General features: G+C 49.9%; 16 protein-coding genes. 11 read left to right on the forward strand and 5 right to left on the reverse strand.

From position 1 onward, the window contains the following. Nucleotides 1–13 precede the first annotated feature (13 nt). A complete protein-coding gene (locus GCU39_RS01630) occupies nt 14–955 on the forward strand; it encodes an aldose epimerase family protein (protein WP_152391907.1) in 942 nt (313 codons plus the stop codon). 532 nt (nt 956–1,487) lie between these two features. On the opposite strand, the gene GCU39_RS01635 is transcribed toward GCU39_RS01630, so the two are convergent. The 4 genes from GCU39_RS01635 to GCU39_RS01645 form a co-directional block, all read right to left on the reverse strand. Then, nucleotides 1,488–3,659 carry a hypothetical protein gene (locus GCU39_RS01635; RefSeq protein ID WP_152391908.1) on the reverse strand — a complete coding sequence of 724 codons (2,172 nt, stop codon included), beginning with the start codon at nt 3,657–3,659 and terminating at the stop codon, nt 1,488–1,490. A 363-nt stretch (nt 3,660–4,022) separates the two neighbouring features. Continuing rightward, nucleotides 4,023–4,238 (reverse strand): hypothetical protein, encoded by a 216-nt coding sequence (locus GCU39_RS01640; RefSeq protein ID WP_152391909.1) that lies wholly within the window; start codon nt 4,236–4,238, stop codon nt 4,023–4,025. Beyond that, a complete protein-coding gene (locus GCU39_RS31325) occupies nt 4,238–4,393 on the reverse strand; it encodes a hypothetical protein (RefSeq protein ID WP_193726727.1) in 156 nt (51 codons plus the stop codon). The genes GCU39_RS01640 and GCU39_RS31325 overlap by 1 nt, the downstream gene beginning before the upstream one ends. A gap of 778 nt (nt 4,394–5,171) precedes the next feature. Continuing rightward, a complete protein-coding gene (locus GCU39_RS01645) occupies nt 5,172–6,056 on the reverse strand; it encodes an AraC family transcriptional regulator (RefSeq protein ID WP_152391910.1) in 885 nt (294 codons plus the stop codon). Between the two features lie 214 nt (nt 6,057–6,270). Between GCU39_RS01645 and GCU39_RS01650 the strand changes: the two genes are divergently transcribed. Both GCU39_RS01650 and GCU39_RS01655 read left to right on the forward strand, forming a co-directional pair. Then, complete coding sequence (locus tag GCU39_RS01650; RefSeq protein WP_152391911.1) at nt 6,271–7,002, forward strand: ThuA domain-containing protein; 732 nt, start codon at nt 6,271–6,273, stop codon at nt 7,000–7,002. A 279-nt stretch (nt 7,003–7,281) separates the two neighbouring features. Beyond that, nucleotides 7,282–8,472, forward strand: a complete 1,191-nt coding sequence (locus GCU39_RS01655) for a Gfo/Idh/MocA family protein (protein WP_152391912.1) — start codon at nt 7,282–7,284, stop codon at nt 8,470–8,472. 117 nt (nt 8,473–8,589) lie between these two features. Here the strand turns inward: GCU39_RS01655 and GCU39_RS01660 are convergent, their stop codons facing one another. Continuing rightward, on the reverse strand, nt 8,590–9,321 hold the full coding sequence (locus tag GCU39_RS01660; protein WP_265333439.1) for a helix-turn-helix transcriptional regulator: 732 nt from the start codon (nt 9,319–9,321) through the stop codon (nt 8,590–8,592). Nucleotides 9,322–9,503: 182 nt separating this feature from the next. Here GCU39_RS01660 and GCU39_RS01665 point away from each other — a divergent pair, with 182 nt between their 5' ends. The 8 genes from GCU39_RS01665 (at nt 9,504) to GCU39_RS01700 (ending at nt 18,704) form a co-directional block, all read left to right on the forward strand. Next, nucleotides 9,504–10,622 carry a BMP family ABC transporter substrate-binding protein gene (locus GCU39_RS01665; RefSeq protein WP_152391913.1) on the forward strand — a complete coding sequence of 373 codons (1,119 nt, stop codon included), beginning with the start codon at nt 9,504–9,506 and terminating at the stop codon, nt 10,620–10,622. 80 nt (nt 10,623–10,702) lie between these two features. Further along, entirely contained in the window at nt 10,703–12,259 is a 1,557-nt protein-coding gene (locus GCU39_RS01670; RefSeq protein ID WP_152391914.1) for an ABC transporter ATP-binding protein, read from the forward strand. Next, nucleotides 12,252–13,301 carry an ABC transporter permease gene (locus GCU39_RS01675; RefSeq protein WP_152391915.1) on the forward strand — a complete coding sequence of 350 codons (1,050 nt, stop codon included), beginning with the start codon at nt 12,252–12,254 and terminating at the stop codon, nt 13,299–13,301. The genes GCU39_RS01670 and GCU39_RS01675 overlap by 8 nt, the downstream gene beginning before the upstream one ends. Then, on the forward strand, nt 13,294–14,238 hold the full coding sequence (locus GCU39_RS01680; RefSeq protein ID WP_152391916.1) for an ABC transporter permease: 945 nt from the start codon (nt 13,294–13,296) through the stop codon (nt 14,236–14,238). The genes GCU39_RS01675 and GCU39_RS01680 overlap by 8 nt, the downstream gene beginning before the upstream one ends. Then, complete coding sequence (add, locus tag GCU39_RS01685; protein WP_152391917.1) at nt 14,235–15,272, forward strand: adenosine deaminase; 1,038 nt, start codon at nt 14,235–14,237, stop codon at nt 15,270–15,272. The genes GCU39_RS01680 and add overlap by 4 nt, the downstream gene beginning before the upstream one ends. A gap of 23 nt (nt 15,273–15,295) precedes the next feature. Next, nucleotides 15,296–16,216 (forward strand): nucleoside hydrolase, encoded by a 921-nt coding sequence (locus GCU39_RS01690; protein WP_227793406.1) that lies wholly within the window; start codon nt 15,296–15,298, stop codon nt 16,214–16,216. Then, nucleotides 16,213–17,151, forward strand: a complete 939-nt coding sequence (gene rbsK / locus GCU39_RS01695) for a ribokinase (RefSeq protein ID WP_152391918.1) — start codon at nt 16,213–16,215, stop codon at nt 17,149–17,151. The genes GCU39_RS01690 and rbsK overlap by 4 nt, the downstream gene beginning before the upstream one ends. 326 nt (nt 17,152–17,477) lie before the next feature. Next, entirely contained in the window at nt 17,478–18,704 is a 1,227-nt protein-coding gene (locus GCU39_RS01700; RefSeq protein WP_152391919.1) for an MFS transporter, read from the forward strand. The last annotated feature ends 125 nt before the right edge of the window (nt 18,705–18,829 follow it).

Genomic DNA, 18,829 nt, shown 5'->3' on the forward strand with positions numbered 1-18,829 from the left:
AGGAGATGTCTGCATGATACATTGGGAACGAGGTGAGCAGCTGTCGGATCATGACGTATGGGTTGGACGCGATGCTTGGATAGAGATCAAGGTCGTACCTGCACTCGGCAGCAAAATGATATCGCTCAAGCACCTCCGGACAGGAAGAGAGTGGTTATCGGAAGCCGAGGGTCCACTCGGGAATAAGGGATACGCGACATCATTTGCGGACAGCGACGGCAGTGGTTGGGACGAGATGTTCCCGACGATCAACGCTTGCGCTTATCCTGAACACCCTTGGCAGGGGACGGAAATGACGGACCACGGCGAGGTGTGGTCCATCCCATGGCAGGCGGAGGCCGAAGGCGAACGATTCAGCTGCCATGTGCATGGCGTACGTCTGCCATACCGGCTGAGCAAATCGTATTCGTTCACCGACGATCATCGTTTGCGGATCGATTACACGGTGTCCAACGCGAGCCCGTTCCCGCTCTCGTTCTTGTGGGCAGCGCATCCGTTGTTCGCCGCCCATGAAGGGATGGAGATTATTGTTCCCTCTGGGCTGGACGACATCGTCGTCTCTTACTCCGAACAGGAGAGGCTTGGACGGATGGGCGATGTGCGAAGTTGGCTGATGCCATTCGAGGATCGGCCGGAGATTCGATTGGACCGCGTTGAATCGGTTGATGCCGGTACGGCGGAGAAGTATTATTTCCGAGGCGAGCTGCCGGAAGGGCGAGCGGGTCTTCACGATCCGAACACATGCGAGTCGCTTACGATGTATTTTCCGGTGGAACAAGTGCCGTATCTTGCGGTTTGGGCGAATTACGGAGGATATCAAGGGGGATATCACGTTGCGCTGGAGCCCGCGACCGGATTCTTGGACGACTTGTCCTACGCGATGAAGCAAGGAGCGGCAGCCATTGTGGAAGCGGGAAGCCGGTATCATTGGTATCTGGAGATTGAGTTAACATGAAGAAGAGGCCCGGAAAGGTGGCAAGCTGGATGTAAGCAGCTTGTCGCCCGACCGGGTCTTTTGTGGTGTACAACAAGAAGTATTTATGAGGTTTCTGGTGTTTTATGAATTGATTCCCCGAGGAGTGACGTCACGGACAAGTGCTAGGGAGGGCGCTATCGTGGAGTTCATCCACCATAGAAGCATATTTTCGCGTGCATTCTGTTCTATGTTGGATTCATGCAGGATAGGAGGCCGTATTCACTCCTTAGCTGTTTCATAGCTTGAAAGTTACTGCGCAGATCCATCATAGCTGGATCCTGGCGTTCATTCAGGTGCTCTATCCTGCTAATTTTCCATGATAGCTTGAACGGAGAGGGTGTACCCCTTATTCCTTACTTGCGCCCATGAAAGAAGGAAGGGATATGCATGAGCCCGGTTTCCACTTGCGAATGGATGCTTCGTCTAAGGACGAAAGCTAAATAAGCTGACGCTGATGGAAGTCCGACGCCAGCTTATTTATGCTTCATTTCCACATATATGATATATGTTTCTAATTGCTTGGTATACCAGTGAGTACAGTAGCACCATCGCCAACAATAATAAATTTACTTCCGTCCCAAATCACTTTTCGTAAACTGCTCTTAGTTGGAAGCTTTACGATGGTCCAGTTACTGCCATTCATAGACATCCATAGGGCGGTATTTCCATAATTCTCACTTTTAGAACTTTCCGTTAAGTCACTTGTAGCAAGGATAAGTTTGCCATTTGTGGCGATGGAGGTTACTTTTTTAACATTAATTTTATCTTCCTCTTTACCTAATAAGTTCCCTTTGGTCCACTTGGACCCATCGGTAGACGTGTACAGTTGATCGTAATTAAAATCGATATATTTGCCGAAGGCTGAAATTGTAGCTTCATTTTTTCCTTGATAGCTTGTTTTCTTCCAGGATTGACCACCATCGGTGGAAACTTCATAGGTATAAACGTCTTTATAATACATATCTTTTTCGGCTTTGAAAGGAATACCGAGCTGCGTTTTTCCATTCGTGAGAATCTGTTGGTACGGATATTTATTTGTCGTATCTTGTGCAAGTGAAGCAGCATCATTGTTATTAGCTGACTCAAGGTTAATTTTCCAGATTTCATTTTTGGGTTTACTGCCAACGAATGCATTATTCATGATGGCATAGTCCTTGAAGGATCCTGACGGCATATCGATGACCTTATATTGTCCTGCTTGGCTAGAATAACGCAGCTGCTCATTACACATGAAACAAGAAGTGTAACGATTCATAATCCAAAAACCGTTATCTGAGGCGATCACATCGTAATTGATTTCTTTTGCCCCATTAGCAAAGAAAGCGTCTTTATTTTGATAGGAGTTCCATTGCAAACCATCACGAGACTCGATAATGGAATTCATATTTCCAACAGCCACATATCGTCCATTGGCATAAGCAACGCTATTCAAATTACTTGCGATGGGTTCTTTTCTTCCCGTCCAAGATTTGGGATCGATTGATGTGTAAATGGAACCGAATTCCCCGACCGCAATCGCCGTTGATCCATCCCAATAGACGGATTTATTGTTGACCCCAGGCTGAATAGATCCGTAGTACAATATTTTATCTTGTCCAAAGTTTAGCCCGTAGATAGCGTTGGTATGACTGTTAATTGCTAGAAACTGCTTGCCATCCCAGTATAATTGATTCAGGGAGCTGATCGATTTCGTTAGCGTATCAGCTGGTGTCACACCATCAGCAGCACTGATACCCCTATTTTTTGATTCGGTCCATTGAATTCCATTGGTTGATGTGTAAATATGTGCTTTTAGATTATCTTCTGGGATGATATGGGATTGTACTCCGGTTGTTGCAACGAACATTTTCCCATTGTATGCAATGTCCGTAATGGTATAGCCTTTTACGGAATCATACTTTTTGTTATCGAACATCCAGGTTGGACGAGTCCATTTTACTAAATCTTTTGAAACGAAGACGCCAGTATAGTTGTTTTCTCCGGCATCATCTCGTGCACCAAAGAAGATATAATATTGATTATTCGCGTATAAGATTTTGAAGCCGGGTCCATAGATATCTTTCAGAGTGGTTGTGCTCCATTTCACGCCGTCTAAGGAAGTTAAGAGCATTGCACGTCCAATGGTAGAGAAATATCCTTGATCATAGAACTTTACCTTTGTATTCAGGGTCCCAACAGCAATGAATTTGCTTCCATTCCAGATCACGTCATTCAGCACGACGTCTGCTGACGTTAATGATCGATTGGGATTTCCTTTATAATTTTTACTTCGAAAATCGGCTTCGACCAGTTCTCCTTCTTTCACATTAATGTGGATAGAAGAGCTTGACCATGAGTGTCCATCATTTGAAGTGATAATTGCTCCATGGCTGCCTACAGCAACAAATTTTGAACCATTCGTTGTAACAGCATAGAAATCGCCGAGTGTTGGAGAAGCTTTTCGTGTCCAGTCCTCTAGATTCGTTGATGAGAAAATTGCACCATCGTCGCCAACAGCTACATACGTTGCTTGTTTATTTTTCACGACATCTCGCAAATGGGTTGCTTGGATTTCTTTGTTGATACTCCAGTTAAGGGGAGCACTCGTCGGTGTTACCGCGTAGGCGGCGCCATGATGGTTAGGGAGAACGAGTAGGAAGCAGACTGCCAATACCAATATTGTAATTCGTTTGAAAACGTTCATTCCATAATCTCCATTTCGTTTGTAATGTAAATAAGTGGATGTTCTGAAAATCATTATTCGACATTTTCCTTCATTTTCCTGCAAGTGAAATTGAGTCGAATGAATTGAACTAAACGAAAGGAATTACATGAAGTGATAAGAATTCAAGCCATGAAACAAGCAGCAACCGTCGAAGCTATCCGCGGTTGTCGCTTGTTAACGTTAAATATTATCCCACGCGAACGGTTCGCTCTCCACCTATAAGCACCCCACTCACCAATGAGCATGGGCATCGCAAGACGTTGACTAGTGGCATGCTGACCGAAGATGAAGTCGACACGTTCGCTGCTCGCCGCATGGACGTAGTTGGAGTCGGTAACCAAGTCATAGCTGTGAGGTGCATAGGTTTGCTGTGCGTCCCGGCGATCGAAGTGATCCAGCACCGGCGTAATCGAGCTGGCTACGCCCATAATTGGTCTCGATGAACTGAATCCCCTCAGGGCCGACTTCACGAAGTGCGGCTCCGGTCTTGCGGTAGAATGGGATAGCAGATCTCGTTCGAACTAGGCTTGAGCCAATTGCGTCGCGTTCATCATTCATCACCCTGCTGAAGGCTTCGGGATCCGACCATTGCTGCAGCAGCTCGTCCAGATCAAGCCGCCGACCAGTTTGTCAGCGAGGAGCTCGGCATAAGCGATAAACATGGGGGTGACAATCTCACGAACATCTGAGCCGATAAAGGGCTCGTTCATCATATCGTAGCCGATCAGGTTAGGTTCTCTGTGAAGCTGCTTCGCGGCATATTTCCATGCGCTGATATAATAATCCTCGATGCTGATGCCGTCCGGTGACGGTGAATTGTTCCAGAAGTGATCGAATGCAATCTGGAAGGCGAAAGCAAACAGATAAGCATCACTCCATAAATCCGTCTTCTCATACGTATGTCCCCCGGTTAGCGTGGCCCAAGCAGGAGCGCCATCCGAGAATAGCAGTCTGCCAAAAATAGGAATTTATACTTCGACTTTATTTTCAGGTTAAGAATTAAGAACGAAATATGAAGCAGGGCTATACCGCTCGGACATGGCTCAAGTCGGATGGACTTAAGGAAATCGAGCTAGGTTATGAGTAATCAGACGGATAGTTGGAGCTAACGCTCACGCCAGGGACGGCCGTATCGATCTTCCCTGTGGAGGAGGATGTACGTTGAGTTCAGTAGCGTCAGACAAAACGAAGGACATAAGACCCAGTTATTGACATTGGGGAGCATGGGGAAGGCTAGCAGGTCTTGAATGAGGAAATTGAAATACAGCAGATTTGAAAAGCGGCAGCTGTCATCCGTCGAAGAGTGAGCAGCTGTTTTTTATTGTAAATATAAGAAGGTAATATTAGTGCGCCCAAAATAACTGCTAAAAAGCAGTTATTTAGCCCGCAGAAGCGCCGTGCGCCCGAAATAACTGCTAAAAAGCAGTTATTGAGCCCGCAGAAGCGCCACGCGCCCGAAATAACTGCTAATAAGCAGTTATTGATTACTACTCAGATTTCGCGCTCCCCTTTATATTCGCTTGGTGACATGCCTACATATTTTTTGAATACTTTGCTGAAATAATAAGGATCCTCAAGCCCCACCTGATACCCTACCTCGCCGATGCTCAGATGTGTCGCATCCAGTAGTTCCTTCGCGTGATTGATCCGCACTTGGTTGATATATTTCGTAATCGTATGCCCCGTCACTTGACTAAAGACCCGATTCATATAATCGAAGTTGCAGCCGAAGGATTGTTCGATGTCCGTGCCGGTGATCTTACGTGCATAATTGAGATGGATGTAATCCAGCAAGGCGTTGAGCGTGATTAACGATTTGGTGTTCTTCTGACGGTTGCTCTGCAGCGCCGTCATCAAATATTCGCGCGAAATCTCGATGAACAGCTCGGATACGCGCATGGCTGTCAGCGTTCGGTTGTAGGAGCGCCCGTGATAGAGCTGGACCATCTCGTTCAAGACATGGTAGAAATGCTGCAGCCGCGAACTCGAAGCCAATCCGACGTACTTCGGCAGATAGCAGATGGAAGGTTCGACCGGGACTGCACCCCCGCTTTCCTCGAGTAGTACACGTCTTGCAAGGGCATGCAGGTCTTCCGGGTGAGTCGGCGCGATGGCGGGATGCGTCAGATGAATATAGTAATAGTCGCAAGCATGTTTCGCGGTACCCTCATGTTCGAGATTCGGCTCCAGCATGAAGACGTCGCCTTTTTTCAGAATATACTGTACGCCGTTCTCTTGAATATGCATCTCGCCGCTCTTCATGAAGTAGAGGATATATTCGTTCACATTGCGTCTGAAATGAAGCCATGGCGTCTTATACGATACGTAACCGACAAGTTTGATCGTGGGCAGTACGCCCATAGGAATTGCGAGCATCGATAATCTCCTTCGATATGTCAAAAGTCGCTTTTGTACAAATGTGTCTTAATCCGACATTCTCAATTATACTACCAGAGCCTATACTAGGGTAGAAATTTCAAAGCCGTAAGCTATCTAATGAAAAATATGGTTGCATTCAAAATGCACTAGACGGAACCCTGCAATCTTGTGCAGAGGGACGCTGGATCACACTACCTTAGGAGGAACAATTATGGCACACATTCAAGTTACGGTATGGAACGAGTATCGACATGAACGTCACAATGACGTGGTGGCAGGTATTTACCCGCAAGGCATTCATGAGGCGATTGCTGGTTATTTGCGTAAAGAGGACACATTCGAAGTGAAGACGGCTGTTCTAGATGACCCAGATCACGGCTTGAGCGACGAGACGCTAGCGAACACGGATGTCCTCATCTGGTGGGGCCATATCGCTCACCATGAAGTGCGCGACGACATTGTCGAGAAAGTCCGCAGCCGCGTGCTGGAGGGCATGGGATTGATCGTGCTTCACTCCGGTCACGCCTCCAAAATTTTCGACCGTCTGCTCGGAACGAAAACGGCAGAATTGAAATGGCGCGAGGTCGGCGAGAAGGAACGGATCTGGGTGATTGAACCGGGTCATCCGATTGCTGAAGGATTGGGCGAATACATTGAAATCCAGCAGGAAGAAATGTACGGAGAGCGCTTCGAAATTCCGGCGCCGGACGAGCTTGTCTTCATCTCTTGGTTCGAAGGCGGGGAAGTATTCCGCAGTGGCTGCTGCTACCGTCGTGGACGCGGCAAAATCTTCTACTTCCGCCCAGGTCACGAGACGTATCCGACTTATCATCAGCCGGATGTCATGAAAGTAATTTCGAATGCGGTTCGATGGGCGGCACCGATCCAAGGTTCTGCCGTGCGATACGGAAATGTGGAACCGATCGAAAACATTGGAAAATAAACAGCGTACTCCAAGCGCATTGCAATGATGAAAAGGCTGTGATCTGAGGATCACGGCCTTTTTGGTGTCCTGGTGGGTGAAGTCGAACTAACGACAATAATGACCGATTATGTCATTATTGTCGATTTTTTTGTTCATTTTATCGATAAAAACGAAAATTTTTATGACGAAACGGAAGGAATGAGGGGTGGTCATCAGGAATATTTTAGAGGATGAAGCAGAGACCTAAGGGTCAGGCGGCCTTTGGGCATAATCATGAAGGCGATGGAGGAGATCAGCATGAAGTCGAAAATGAAAATCGGCGTGATTGGATTAGGCGGACGCGGCATCGGGATGATGCAATTGATGCTGCATATGGATGATATCGAGGTTGTTGCGGTCTGTGATCTGTATGAAGATCGCTGCGAGCAGGCGGCGAAGATCGTGGAGCAGTCGGGACAACCGTGTCCGGTGACGACGAAGGACTATACAGAGATTGTGGAAATGTCGTCGGTAGACGCAATCGTGGTCACGACCTCGTGGGCGGACCATGTCCATGTGGCAGTTGCTGCGATGGAACATGGCAAATATGTGGCCTGTGAAGTTGGCGGCGCGTATTCGATTCAAGAATGCTGGAAATTGGTCGAGACCTATGAGCGCACCAAGGTGCCAGTCATGATGCTGGAGAACTGCTGCTATGGCCGTACGGAATTGATGCTCCTCCATATGGTGCAGCAGGGCGTACTCGGAGAGATCGTCCACTGTACGGGCGGTTACATGCACGATTTGCGGTATGAGATCGCCTATGGCAAGGAGAACCGCCATTATCGATTAGACAACTACATCCATCGCAACTGTGATAATTATCCGACGCATCAGCTCGGACCCATCGCCCGTATTCTCGATATCAACCATGGCAACCGGATGGTATCGCTCGTCTCCGTGGCGTCGAAGTCGGCAGGGCTTCACGAATATGTGAAGAACGTGAAGCAGGACGAGGAGCTCGCGAAGGTGAACTTCCTGCAGGGCGACATTGTGACGACGACAATTAAATGTGCTCGCGGCGAGACGATCACATTGACGCTGGATACGACGCTTCCAAGATACTATTCAAGAAACTTTTCCGTCCGAGGAACGAAGGGGATGTACACGGAGGATAACGATTCGTTGTTCATTGAAGGCGTACATAACGAGTTTGAGGTTGATTGGAGAAGCCAATGGGGCAATATCGAGCAATATCGTGAGCAATATGACCATCCGATCTGGGCGGCGTATCAGAAAGAAGGCGTCAAGCAGGGCCATGGCGGTATGGACTGGCTTGTGCTTCGTGACTTCTTCGATAGCGTGCGGGAGCGTACACAAACGCCGATCGATGTCTACGACATGGCAAGCTGGATGAGCATTTCGGCGCTGAGCGAGCAGTCCATCGTTACGGGCGGTCAGGCGGTTGCAATCCCGGATTTCACGAACGGCAAGTGGATTAAGAAATAGCATCATTCGTTAACAAATAAGAGACGAACCCTGGCTCATCGATGGATGGGATCAGCATTAGGTTCGTCTCTTTTTTTATGAACTAGAAGAGTCATTGCAGTAAGCATAAGCTTCTTCTTAAATCTTCCTTCGCTGCCGGAACGCCTTGGCCGTCGTCCCCGTCTCTCGCTTGAACATGCTGCAAAATTGGGCTTCGCTTGAAAATCCGGATGTCAGCGCAATTTCGGAGATTTGCTCATTCGTTTCGTACAACATCAGCTTCGCATATTCTATACGTTTCTTGAAGATATACTGCAGCGGCGCTATGTCGTACTTTTCCTTGAATAGATGCCTGAAGCGATCATAGCTGTATCCTGACATCTTGGCGAGCGACTCGATCGATATTTTCTGCCGGTAATGCTCGTCTATGAAATTTCGAACATATTGCAGCTGATTGAGGGACGATTCCTCAGATTTATTCGTTGCGACCAATCGCTCGATCTGAATGATGAGTTCGTCCGTCATTAAGTTGAGCATCTCGGCGTAAGACTGCCTTTTCTCCGCAAACTCTTCGTTCATTCGTAAGACCAGCTGCCTGATCCTGTCCTCGTCATCCTGAATAACGGCGTTAAGGTTCCGTAAGGCGTCGCTGTCGCAATGAAATCCGATGAATAGAACATGCCCGTCCGAATCGTGTCTCTCATCGTGGACCGTTCCCGGCGAAATGACGGCAAAGCGGTTATCGCTGAAAGGAAACCGTTTGGACCCAATACGCGATTCGCCTGATCCGCCAAAATAATATACAAATTCATAGCAATCGTGATGATGCGGTGGAATATATCGATTCTTCTCCCTCGTGGAATAGAACATAAAGTCTAGTGAGCTCATCATCGCACTCCCCCATCCTAGCCATATCCTATAATAATGTTGACCGAATTCGGATAAAATAATGCACGCCATTTTGTTACGATTGTAACACAACGGCAGCCGAATAATAAATTCTATGGCCGTCGGTAGATTCAAGTATACATCTAGAAAAGAGGGATCGGTCAATGAAAAAGGCAATAAGTATGCTCGTGTTATTGATTATGGTTTTTGTAACCGCTTGCTCCAAAACAGCACCTGGGGACAATACGGGTTCAAACGCCGAATCTGCAAATAACGGCAAAGACGCTTATAAAGTTGTCTTGCTTATTCCAGGAACGCTTGGCGACAAATCATTCTTCGACGCTGCAAATCGCGGGCTGACGAAAGTGAAAGAAGAGCTTGGCGCAGAGACGAAGGTCATCGAAATGGGTGCGGATCAGACGAAATGGGAGCCGACCTTCAATGACGTGGCATCCCAGGATTGGGACGTTATCATTTCCGGTGGATCGCAAATTACAGAGCTGATGAACGCAACGGCTGAGCGTTATGCGGATAAGAAATTCATTAACTATGATACGGATATGAATGAAGTGGCATCCAATGTCTATGCGGTGTCGTATGCAACCAACGAGGTGTCTTTCCTAGCGGGAGCCGTGTCCGCACTTGTATCAACTTCGACAGATATGCCGCAAGCGAATCCAGATAAAAAAATCGGCTTCGTCGGTGGAATGGATATCCCGGGCATCAATGCCTTCTTGGTCGGTTACATCGAAGGGGCGAAATACGTTGTGCCAGACATTAAAGTCGCAATTTCATATGCAGGAGATTTTGCGAATCCAGGGAAAGGGAAAGAGCTGTCGCTGCTGCAATACCGCTCCGGCGTTGACATGATTTTTAACGTTGCCGGCGGTACAGGCCTTGGCGTATTCGACGCGGCGAAGGATCAGAAGAAATACGCCGTGGGCGTCGATTCCGACCAGTCCGCGATGATGCAAGGGACAGATCAAGAAAAAGCGGATCTCATTCTGACTTCGGCGATCAAGAAAATCGATGAAGTTATTTTCAAAGCGGTAAAGGAAGCAAAAGAAGGCAAACTAGCAACAGGAAGTCTCGATGTGGTTGGCTTAGAGCAAAATGGCGTAGGGCTTGCGGAGAATGACGTCTACAAGAGTCTGCCAGAGAAGATTAGAACACAAATCGAGGATTTGAAGAAAAAGCTTGCCTCGGGCGAGATCAAGGTCAGCAATGCCATGGGCATGGATACGGCTAAGATCGAGGAGCTACGCCGTTCCGTGAAGCCATAATCCAATTATGTACAGGGGGTTCTGCAGTTCGGGACCCCTCTCTCATGTCTACAATGCTATATGAAAGGAGACATCACGTCATGGAGTCTACTCCGTTACTGGAAATGCGTAACATTACGAAGGTTTATCCGAACGGCGTCGTCGCCAATGCCAACGTGAATTTTTCGCTGAACAAAGGAGAAATTCATGCGATCGTAGGTGAGAACGGCGCAGGCAAGTCGACGCTCATGAAGATGATATTCGGTTTGGAAGAACCAAGCGAAGGGGAAATGTTGCTCGCAGGTCAGAAGGTGCGTTTTCAGTCGCCTCAGGACGCGATCGATCATGGCATCGGCATGGTGCACCAGCACTTCATGCTCGTTCCGTCGTTCACGGTGGTGCAGAATATTATCCTTGGCATGGAGCCTAAAAAGGGGCTAGGCATTCATTATAAAGAAGCTGTACGGCTGACAGAGGAGCTGTCCAAGAAATACAATCTCGCGATCGATCCTCTTGCCAAAGTAGAGGATTTGTCTGTCGGGATGAAGCAGAAGGTCGAAATTCTGAAGGTGCTCATTCGCGGCGCCAAAATATTGATTCTTGATGAACCAACGGCCGTATTGACGCCGCAGGAGACGGAGGAACTCTTCCGGGAGTTGAAGGGGCTTAAGCGCGAAGGACATACGATTGTGTTCATCTCCCACAAGCTGAAGGAAGTGAAAGAAATATGTGATCGGATTACAATCATGCGCGCAGGCAAAACGGAGGGCGTTCACGAGACGGCACTTGTATCTGAACAGGAGATTTCGCGGTTGATGGTGGGACGGGACGTCGTATTGAAATATAACAAAGGAGACCGCAAACCTGGCGCCCCGGTTCTTAGGGTAGAGAATCTCTCCTACGCGAACGAGGATGGCAAACCGCTGCTGCGTAACATCGGGTTTACGATTCGCGAAGGCGAAATCATCGGGATTGCCGGCGTAGAAGGCAATGGACAATCGGAGCTGGTCGGTGCACTGACAGGCAGCTTGCCCGGTGCGCAAGGCACCGTAGCCGTCGGTGAGCAGGCGGTTCTCGGACATAAGATCAAGCAAATTCGCGATTACGGCGTATCGTATATCCCGGAAGACCGCATGCGTCAAGGGGTCGCAAAGGATGCCAGCATCTCGGACAACCTCATGTCGATGTTCTATCGGATGAAAGCCTGGAATAAGGGACTCACGCTTAACAAGAAGAAGATTCTCAAGTTCTCGGAAGAGCAAATAGAACGTTACAAAGTTCGGTGCAAAGGTCCAGCGCAAGAGATTGGCATGCTGTCCGGCGGGAATATGCAGAAAGTCGTCGTGGCACGGGAATGCGAGGCGGAGCCGAAGCTGCTCATCGCGGAGCAACCGACGCGCGGCGTGGATATCGGGGCAGCCCAGCTGATCCATCAAAGGCTGCTGGAGATGCGGGAGGACGGCTGCGCGATTTTGCTCTTGTCGGCCGACTTGAACGAGATTCTAGAAGTAAGCGACAGCCTGCTCGTCATGTACAACGGACAATTTGTCGCCTATTACCCCGATGTGAAGCAAGTCACGGAAGAAGATCTGGGATTTGCCATGTTAGGTATCAAAGTACAGAGCGAGGCCGAAGTAAGGAGGGCTATCCATGTTTAAGGCATCCCAATTTGAGAAAATACGCACGGTTGCAGTCATACTCATCTCTCTGCTCCTTACCTTTTTCATTATTGCGATATTCAGTAAGGATCCGCTCGGAACGATTCTGATCTTCTTGTTCGAGCCGATCAATTCGCTATCGCATATCGGAAATGTGATTGAAATGTCGATTCCGTTAATGTTCACCGGATTATCCGTCGTGCTGCTGTTCCGGACGAATTTGTTCAACCTCGGGGCGGAGGGGCTCTTCTATTTCTCTGGGATCGTCGCATCGACAATTGCGATCCATGCGACGCTGAACAGCTGGCTGCATCCTGGCGTCGCGATTTTAGCAGGTGCGTTAACCGGTGCGGTGTTATCGGCGATACCGGGTTATTTTAAGGCGAAATGGAATGTGAATGAGCTCGTCTCTTCGTTAATGTTCAATAGTATTCTGTTTGGTGTCGGGTTGTATTTGTTGAACTACAAGCTGCGGGATACGCAAGCCTTCATCAATGCATCGTATAAGTTCCAGAAGACGGCTTTGCTCGACAATATCATCCCTGGGACGCGCATTCATACGGGGCTGATTATCGCGCTCCTTTGCATTTTTGCCGTGTATTATTACATGTACAAGACCAAGTGGGGCTACGAGCTTCGCATGACGGGCTCGAACCGTTCCTTTGCCGAATATTCCGGCATCAATACGACCAAAGTTATTATTACCGTACATCTATTGGCTGGTTTCTTGGCCGGCATGGGCGGTTCGGTCGAGGTGCTCGGCATGTATAGCCGGTTCCAATGGACATCGCTTCCGGGATACGGGATGGACGGCGCACTGGTCGCGCTGCTGGCGAAGAATAATCCGCTATCCGTTATCGGCGCAGCCCTATTCCTGGCTTATATCCGAATTGGAGCTGACTTGATGGCCCGGATGTCCGATGTTCCCGCGGAGATGATCTCAATCGTTCAAGCGGTGATCATACTGCTCATTTCTGCAGAGCAATTCCTGAAATTCTGGAAGACGCGAATGCTCTTGAAGGAGGCGGGCGTACGTGAATAACTTCGTTCATATCCTGTTCTCGACGGACTTCGCATTCTCCGTTCTTCGCGTGATGACGCCAATCTTGTTCGCCGCGTTAGGTGCGTTGATCTCGAACAAGGCAGGCATCGTGAATATCGGTTTGGAGGGGACGATGCTCGTCTCCGCATTAACCGGCGTGATTGTGAGTGCATATACGGGAAGCGCTTGGCTAGGATTGCTGCTTGCCATTGTTGCTGGCGTCTTGATAGCGGCGCTGCTCGGATTCTTTACCTTGAAGTTCAAGACCCACATCATCTTGGGCGGGATCGCGGTCAATATGTTCGCATCAGGCGGTACGGTATTTATTCTCTACTTGGTGAGCGGGGATAAAGGAGCTTCCACATCGCTGAAGAGCGGCGTCCTGCCGTCCATTCATATTCCGATCCTACAGGATATTCCGGTGCTCGGACCGATTTTGTCCGGTCACAATGTGCTGACGTATGTATCGCTGCTGTGCGTTGCCGGCTTATATTATATGCTGGCTAAAACACCGCTCGGCTTGCAGATTCGCTCCGTTGGGGAGAACCCGCAGGCTGCGCAGTCAGTAGGCGTGCGGGTGAATCGAGTTCAGTTCATTTCCCTGCTGATCAGCGGATTCTTTGCGGCGCTTGGCGGCGCCTACATGTCGATGGGGTATTTGTCGCTCTTCACCCGCGACATGACTGCTGGCCGTGGCTGGATCGGGATCGCAGCGGAAGCGGTCGGCCGCAGCACGACGATCGGGACTTTTTTGTCCTCGATGTTGTTCGGGGCGGCGGATGCGCTCGCGAACGCGCTGCAGGTCTTTAAGATTCCGGCTGAGCTCGTCGGCACGACGCCTTATGTTGTCACTGTGATCGGCCTCGTCGTCTATGCGGTGACCGAAGTAAAAATGAAGAAACGCAAATTGACGAAATCGAAGGAGAAGCGGGCATGAAGATGAAGAGCGCGATCGAATCGTTGCCTAAAGTCGAGCTGCACTATCACTTGGATGGTGGCTTGCGCCCATTTACTGTAAGAGCGTTGGCATCCGAGGCCGGCATCGCCCTCCCGGAGCAGGAGGAGCAGCTGCTGTGGATGCTGCGCGTCACTGACCATTGTGCGAGTCTGTTCGAATATTTAGAGAAGTTCCAGCTGCCGGCTGCACTTCTTCAGACGGCAGCGAACCTGGAACGAGTCGCCTATGAAGCGGTCGAAGACGCTGCGAAGGGGAATGTCAAATATATCGAGATTCGGTTCGCTCCGCAATTGCATGTGGAGCAAGGGTTGACGCTGGCGGAGACGGTGTCGGCGGTATTAACCGGCATGAGAGCCGGAGAGCAAGCGACCGGAACGATTGCGCGTCTGATCTTAATCTGTCTCCGCAATCATTCGATCGAGCTCAACTGGCAGGTGCTCGAGCAGGCTAGTGCGTTCTACGGTCAAGGGGTTGTAGGCATGGATCTGGCCGGCGACGAAGCCGGTTTCCCGCCGGAGCTTCATCAGGCGGTCTTTGAGGAGGCCCATCGACGGGGCATTCCGATCACCATCCATGCCGGGGAAGCGGCAGGGGCGGAGAACATTCGGACGAGCATCGCTTGCCTGCATGCCAGCAGAATCGGGCATGGCGTCCGTTTGGAGCAAGACCCAGCCCTCGTGGAAGTGGTCCGTGAGCAGCGGATTGCGCTGGAGATGTGTTTGACAAGCAACATTCAAACGAAGGCATCGCCATCATGGGATGCGCATCCGGTTCGTCGGTATTACGATCAAGATCTGACAGTCACGGTCAATACGGACAACGCGACTGTCTCGAATACGACGCTGAATATGGAATACGAGCGGCTAATGCATTATCACGATTTCCGCATCGATGAGCTGAAGCGGATGAACGCTAACGCGATCGAAGTATGTTTCGCGGAAGAGGAAGTCAAAAGGAAACTGATGCGAGAATTTTTCGCTAATCCAGATCAAGAGCACAAAGATACAGAATGAGTCATGGGGAGAGGGTGGATCGAATGGAAAAGATGAAACGCATCATCATCGATACCGATATCGGAAGCGATATCGACGATGCCTTGGCGATCGCGCTTGCGCTGCGTTCGCCGGAGTTGAAATTGGAAGGCGTGACGACGGTGTACGGCAACGCGGACCTGCGCGCCAAGATGGTAGCGAAGATGCTGCAGTTGTCGGACAAGACGGACGTCCCCGTAATGGCTGGGCTGGACAATTCGCTGCTCGGCAACCGTCCGATCTGGATGGCCGGTCATGAGGGCGATGGGCTATTGGAGGAAGGCGAGACGCTCGCCTATGATGCCCGCCATGCCGTCGATTTTATTATTGATACCGTCATGCGCCATCCAGGCGAAATTACGCTGATTCCGATCGGACCGCTGACCAATATTGCGACGAGCTTGATTCGCGAACCGAGAGTCGCGCAGAACGTGAAAGAAATCGTGCTGATGGGCGGCGTGACCCGCTTAGGCGATAACGGCGCAGACCTGCGGGTTGTGGAGCATAATATCGCCTGCGATCCAGAAGCAGCATCAGTCGTCTTCGGCAGCGGTGCGCCGATCGTGATGGTTGGACTGGACGTGACGTTGAAGGTACAGATTACGGAGAAGGAGCGGCAAGAATTGATTCGTTCCAATGATCCGCTGAATCTGAAGCTTGCGGATATGATGGGTCGCTGGTTCGATTTCGTGAAGGAAGAGCACACCTTCATGCATGACCCGCTGACAGTGTCTTTGCTGATTGATCGCAGTCTCGTGAAGACGAAGAAGATGAGTGTGCAGATCGAATACGACCATCGGCCAAGAACGGGACAGACGGTGGCGTCTTTCACGGAGGATGCGAACGTGGACGTATGTCTCGACGTGGATTCGGATCGTCTCGTGCAGCTTCTGATGAGCCGTCTCCTAAGCGGTGTTGCATCATGAGCGCGAAGCGAGAGCAAGGAAAAGTCGTCGTCGTCGGAAGCTTGAACATGGATATCGTCGTGCAGACAGCACGGTTCCCGGAGAGCGGCGAGACGTTGTTCGGGCAAGAGGTTCATTTCATTCCCGGAGGCAAGGGTGCGAACCAAGCGGTGGCATGCGCCCGCCTCGGGCATGAGACCGTGATGCTCGGCGCCGTAGGTGAGGACAGCTTCGGTCAGAGTCTGCTCGGGTCCTTGCAGGAGAGCGGTGTGCGCACCGAGCATATGAAGCAGACGAACGAAGCGGCGACAGGCATCGCCTCGATAACGCTGACGCCGGACGACAACACGATTGTCGTCGTGCCGGGCGCGAACGGTTCACTCACGGCCGAAGACGTTCGCGCGTGGAGCAGCGTGATCGCGGAAGCGTCGATCGTGCTCGTGCAGCTCGAGATTCCGATGGAAGCCGTCGCGGCGGCTGTCGATGCCGCGCATCAGTACGGCATTCCGGTCATCCTTAATCCAGCGCCGGCCTGCGACATACCGGAGGATATCCTTCGCAAGGTCCGCTATATTACGCCGAATCAGTCCGAAATGCGGGCGATCACCGGCATCGACCCGAGGGATGCGGGCCTGGAGCAAGCGATGGACGCGCTGCTGGCGCGCGGTCCCGAGGTCGTCGTAGCGACATTAGGCAGCCAAGGTGCCGCATGGAAGCAGCAGGGCGGCAGCTTGCAGTATCTGCCAGCACATCGTCTGGATGTCGTCGATACGACGGGTGCGGGTGATGCATTCAATGCTGGGCTTGCGTGTGCGTTGTCCATGAATGGGGAGATCAGGGCAAGCGTCAAGTACGCCATTGCCGTCTCGGCGCTTGCCGTGACGAAGTTCGGTGCGCAGGACGGTATGCCTCGGCAAGAGGAAGTCGAGCGGTTCTTATTACAATCGACGAGATGATTGAGCATAGACATGGCCAAGTTTGCACCGTAGCGAACTTGGCTTTTTTGTCTATGCGGTTGATAGATTTGTAGATTCGGTCAGCTTATCATGCATTGTATTCACGCTTAATCAATATTCTCGTCAGCACTCGAAGTGTAGGATAACAAACTGAACCAATCGAACAACCGCAGTCCGGATTCCAGGGCTGCTTTTTTGTTTGTGATCATAACAAATGTGGGCGGTGAGCTAACATTTGACAGACGAGAGAATGGTAGAGTACCATGGAAAATGACTTTATGGTCATTATAAGAACTTTATGGTTCTGAGAAAAGGAGATGGGGAGATTGTCAGTACCAAAAAAAGGATCTGGTTCACTCATGATTCTAATGATGAACATGTTTATCGCCATGGTTGGGATGGGATTGATAATCCCGATTATGCCAAAGTATGTAATAGAGTTTGGCGTAACAGGCCAAGCCATGGGTTATCTCGTAGCGGCATTCGGGTTGACTCAATTTCTGTTCTCGCCTATCGCAGGCGAGCTGTCGGATAAGTACGGCAGGAAATTGCTTATTGTAGCCGGGATGGGGCTGTTTACGATCTCGCAGCTTTTGTTCGGCGTTGCTACAGATTTGTGGTTGCTTTATGTTTCCCGTTTATTGGGTGGCATGTCGGCTGCATTGATGACCCCGCCCATGATGGCGTATGTAGCAGATATCACGACGGAAGAGAAGCGTGGCAAAGGACTCGGGATGTTGATGGCTTCCATGACGCTTGGCGTTGTCATTGGTCCTGGGATCGGGGGGTTTTTAGCGGATTACGGGATTCGTGTACCCTTTTATTGTGCGACTGCACTCGCGGGCATTTCTACAATCGTGTCGATGCTGTTCCTACCGGAATCATTGTCGGCAGAAGAACGTGCACGTGCAAGAAGCAGCACACAGAAGCGCGATAATCTGCTCCGTCAGCTTGTTGCTTCAACGAAGGCGCCTTACTTCATGCTGCTCATACTCGTGTTCGCCTTATCGTTTGGATTACAGAACTTCGAAGCGATCTTTGGCCTGTACGTCGATGTGAAGCATGGATTTACGCCGAAAGACATTTCGCTCATGATTACGTTAGGTGCGCTTATCGGTGTCATCTGCCAAGCTGTTCTTATTGAACGATTGCTTCAACGGTTCGGTGAGAAGAAATTGCTGCTCTCGATGTTTATCTTGTCCGGAGTTAGTATGATTGCGATGCTGTTCGTGTCTAATTATTTCCTCATTTTCGTCGTGAGTATGCTGTTCTTCATTGCGACTTCCATTGTGAGGCCAGCAATTAATACGCTGCTATCGAAAATGGCCGGAAATGAGCAAGGATTCGTGGCCGGCATGAATAATGCATATATGAGTTTAGGCAATATTATCGGTCCATCGATCGCGGGTATTTTGTTCGACGTCCATATTCAAATTCCATATGCTTTTGGAGCCGTTATTTTGTTCATTAGTGCAGCCATGTTCACCATGTGGGGGAAAAATTCGTCCCGCTCGTCATCGGCTCAGCAGACCAGGCACTCACGGTCATCGTAATCTATGTCTCTACGCAATTGTCGAATCCATTTTGCCATGTACTGTACGTGGTTGCGGCTAACATTTGCTTTTGTTATCATGAGAGAAAGGTAAGTGGTTTTCTCATGTTATAGAGAACTTGGTGG

Origin of the sequence: Paenibacillus guangzhouensis, from assembly GCF_009363075.1 — a bacterium.
Classification (GTDB): domain Bacteria; phylum Bacillota; class Bacilli; order Paenibacillales; family Paenibacillaceae; genus Paenibacillus_K; species Paenibacillus_K guangzhouensis.

Bases quoted from the DNA above. Each gene is read 5' to 3' on its own strand.
- GCU39_RS01630 (WP_152391907.1), top strand. From the start codon at position 14: ATGATACATTGGGAACGAGGTGAGCAGCTGTCGGATCATGACGTATGG.
- GCU39_RS01635 (WP_152391908.1), bottom strand. From the start codon at position 3,659: ATGAACGTTTTCAAACGAATTACAATATTGGTATTGGCAGTCTGCTTC.
- GCU39_RS01640 (WP_152391909.1), bottom strand. From the start codon at position 4,238: ATGAATGATGAACGCGACGCAATTGGCTCAAGCCTAGTTCGAACGAGA.
- GCU39_RS31325 (WP_193726727.1), bottom strand. From the start codon at position 4,393: ATGATGAACGAGCCCTTTATCGGCTCAGATGTTCGTGAGATTGTCACC.
- GCU39_RS01645 (WP_152391910.1), bottom strand. From the start codon at position 6,056: ATGCTCGCAATTCCTATGGGCGTACTGCCCACGATCAAACTTGTCGGT.
- GCU39_RS01650 (WP_152391911.1), top strand. From the start codon at position 6,271: ATGGCACACATTCAAGTTACGGTATGGAACGAGTATCGACATGAACGT.
- GCU39_RS01655 (WP_152391912.1), top strand. From the start codon at position 7,282: ATGAAGTCGAAAATGAAAATCGGCGTGATTGGATTAGGCGGACGCGGC.
- GCU39_RS01660 (WP_265333439.1), bottom strand. From the start codon at position 9,321: ATGTTCTATTCCACGAGGGAGAAGAATCGATATATTCCACCGCATCAT.
- GCU39_RS01665 (WP_152391913.1), top strand. From the start codon at position 9,504: ATGAAAAAGGCAATAAGTATGCTCGTGTTATTGATTATGGTTTTTGTA.
- GCU39_RS01670 (WP_152391914.1), top strand. From the start codon at position 10,703: ATGGAGTCTACTCCGTTACTGGAAATGCGTAACATTACGAAGGTTTAT.
- GCU39_RS01675 (WP_152391915.1), top strand. From the start codon at position 12,252: ATGTTTAAGGCATCCCAATTTGAGAAAATACGCACGGTTGCAGTCATA.
- add (WP_152391917.1), top strand. From the start codon at position 14,235: ATGAAGATGAAGAGCGCGATCGAATCGTTGCCTAAAGTCGAGCTGCAC.
- GCU39_RS01690 (WP_227793406.1), top strand. From the start codon at position 15,296: ATGGAAAAGATGAAACGCATCATCATCGATACCGATATCGGAAGCGAT.
- rbsK (WP_152391918.1), top strand. From the start codon at position 16,213: ATGAGCGCGAAGCGAGAGCAAGGAAAAGTCGTCGTCGTCGGAAGCTTG.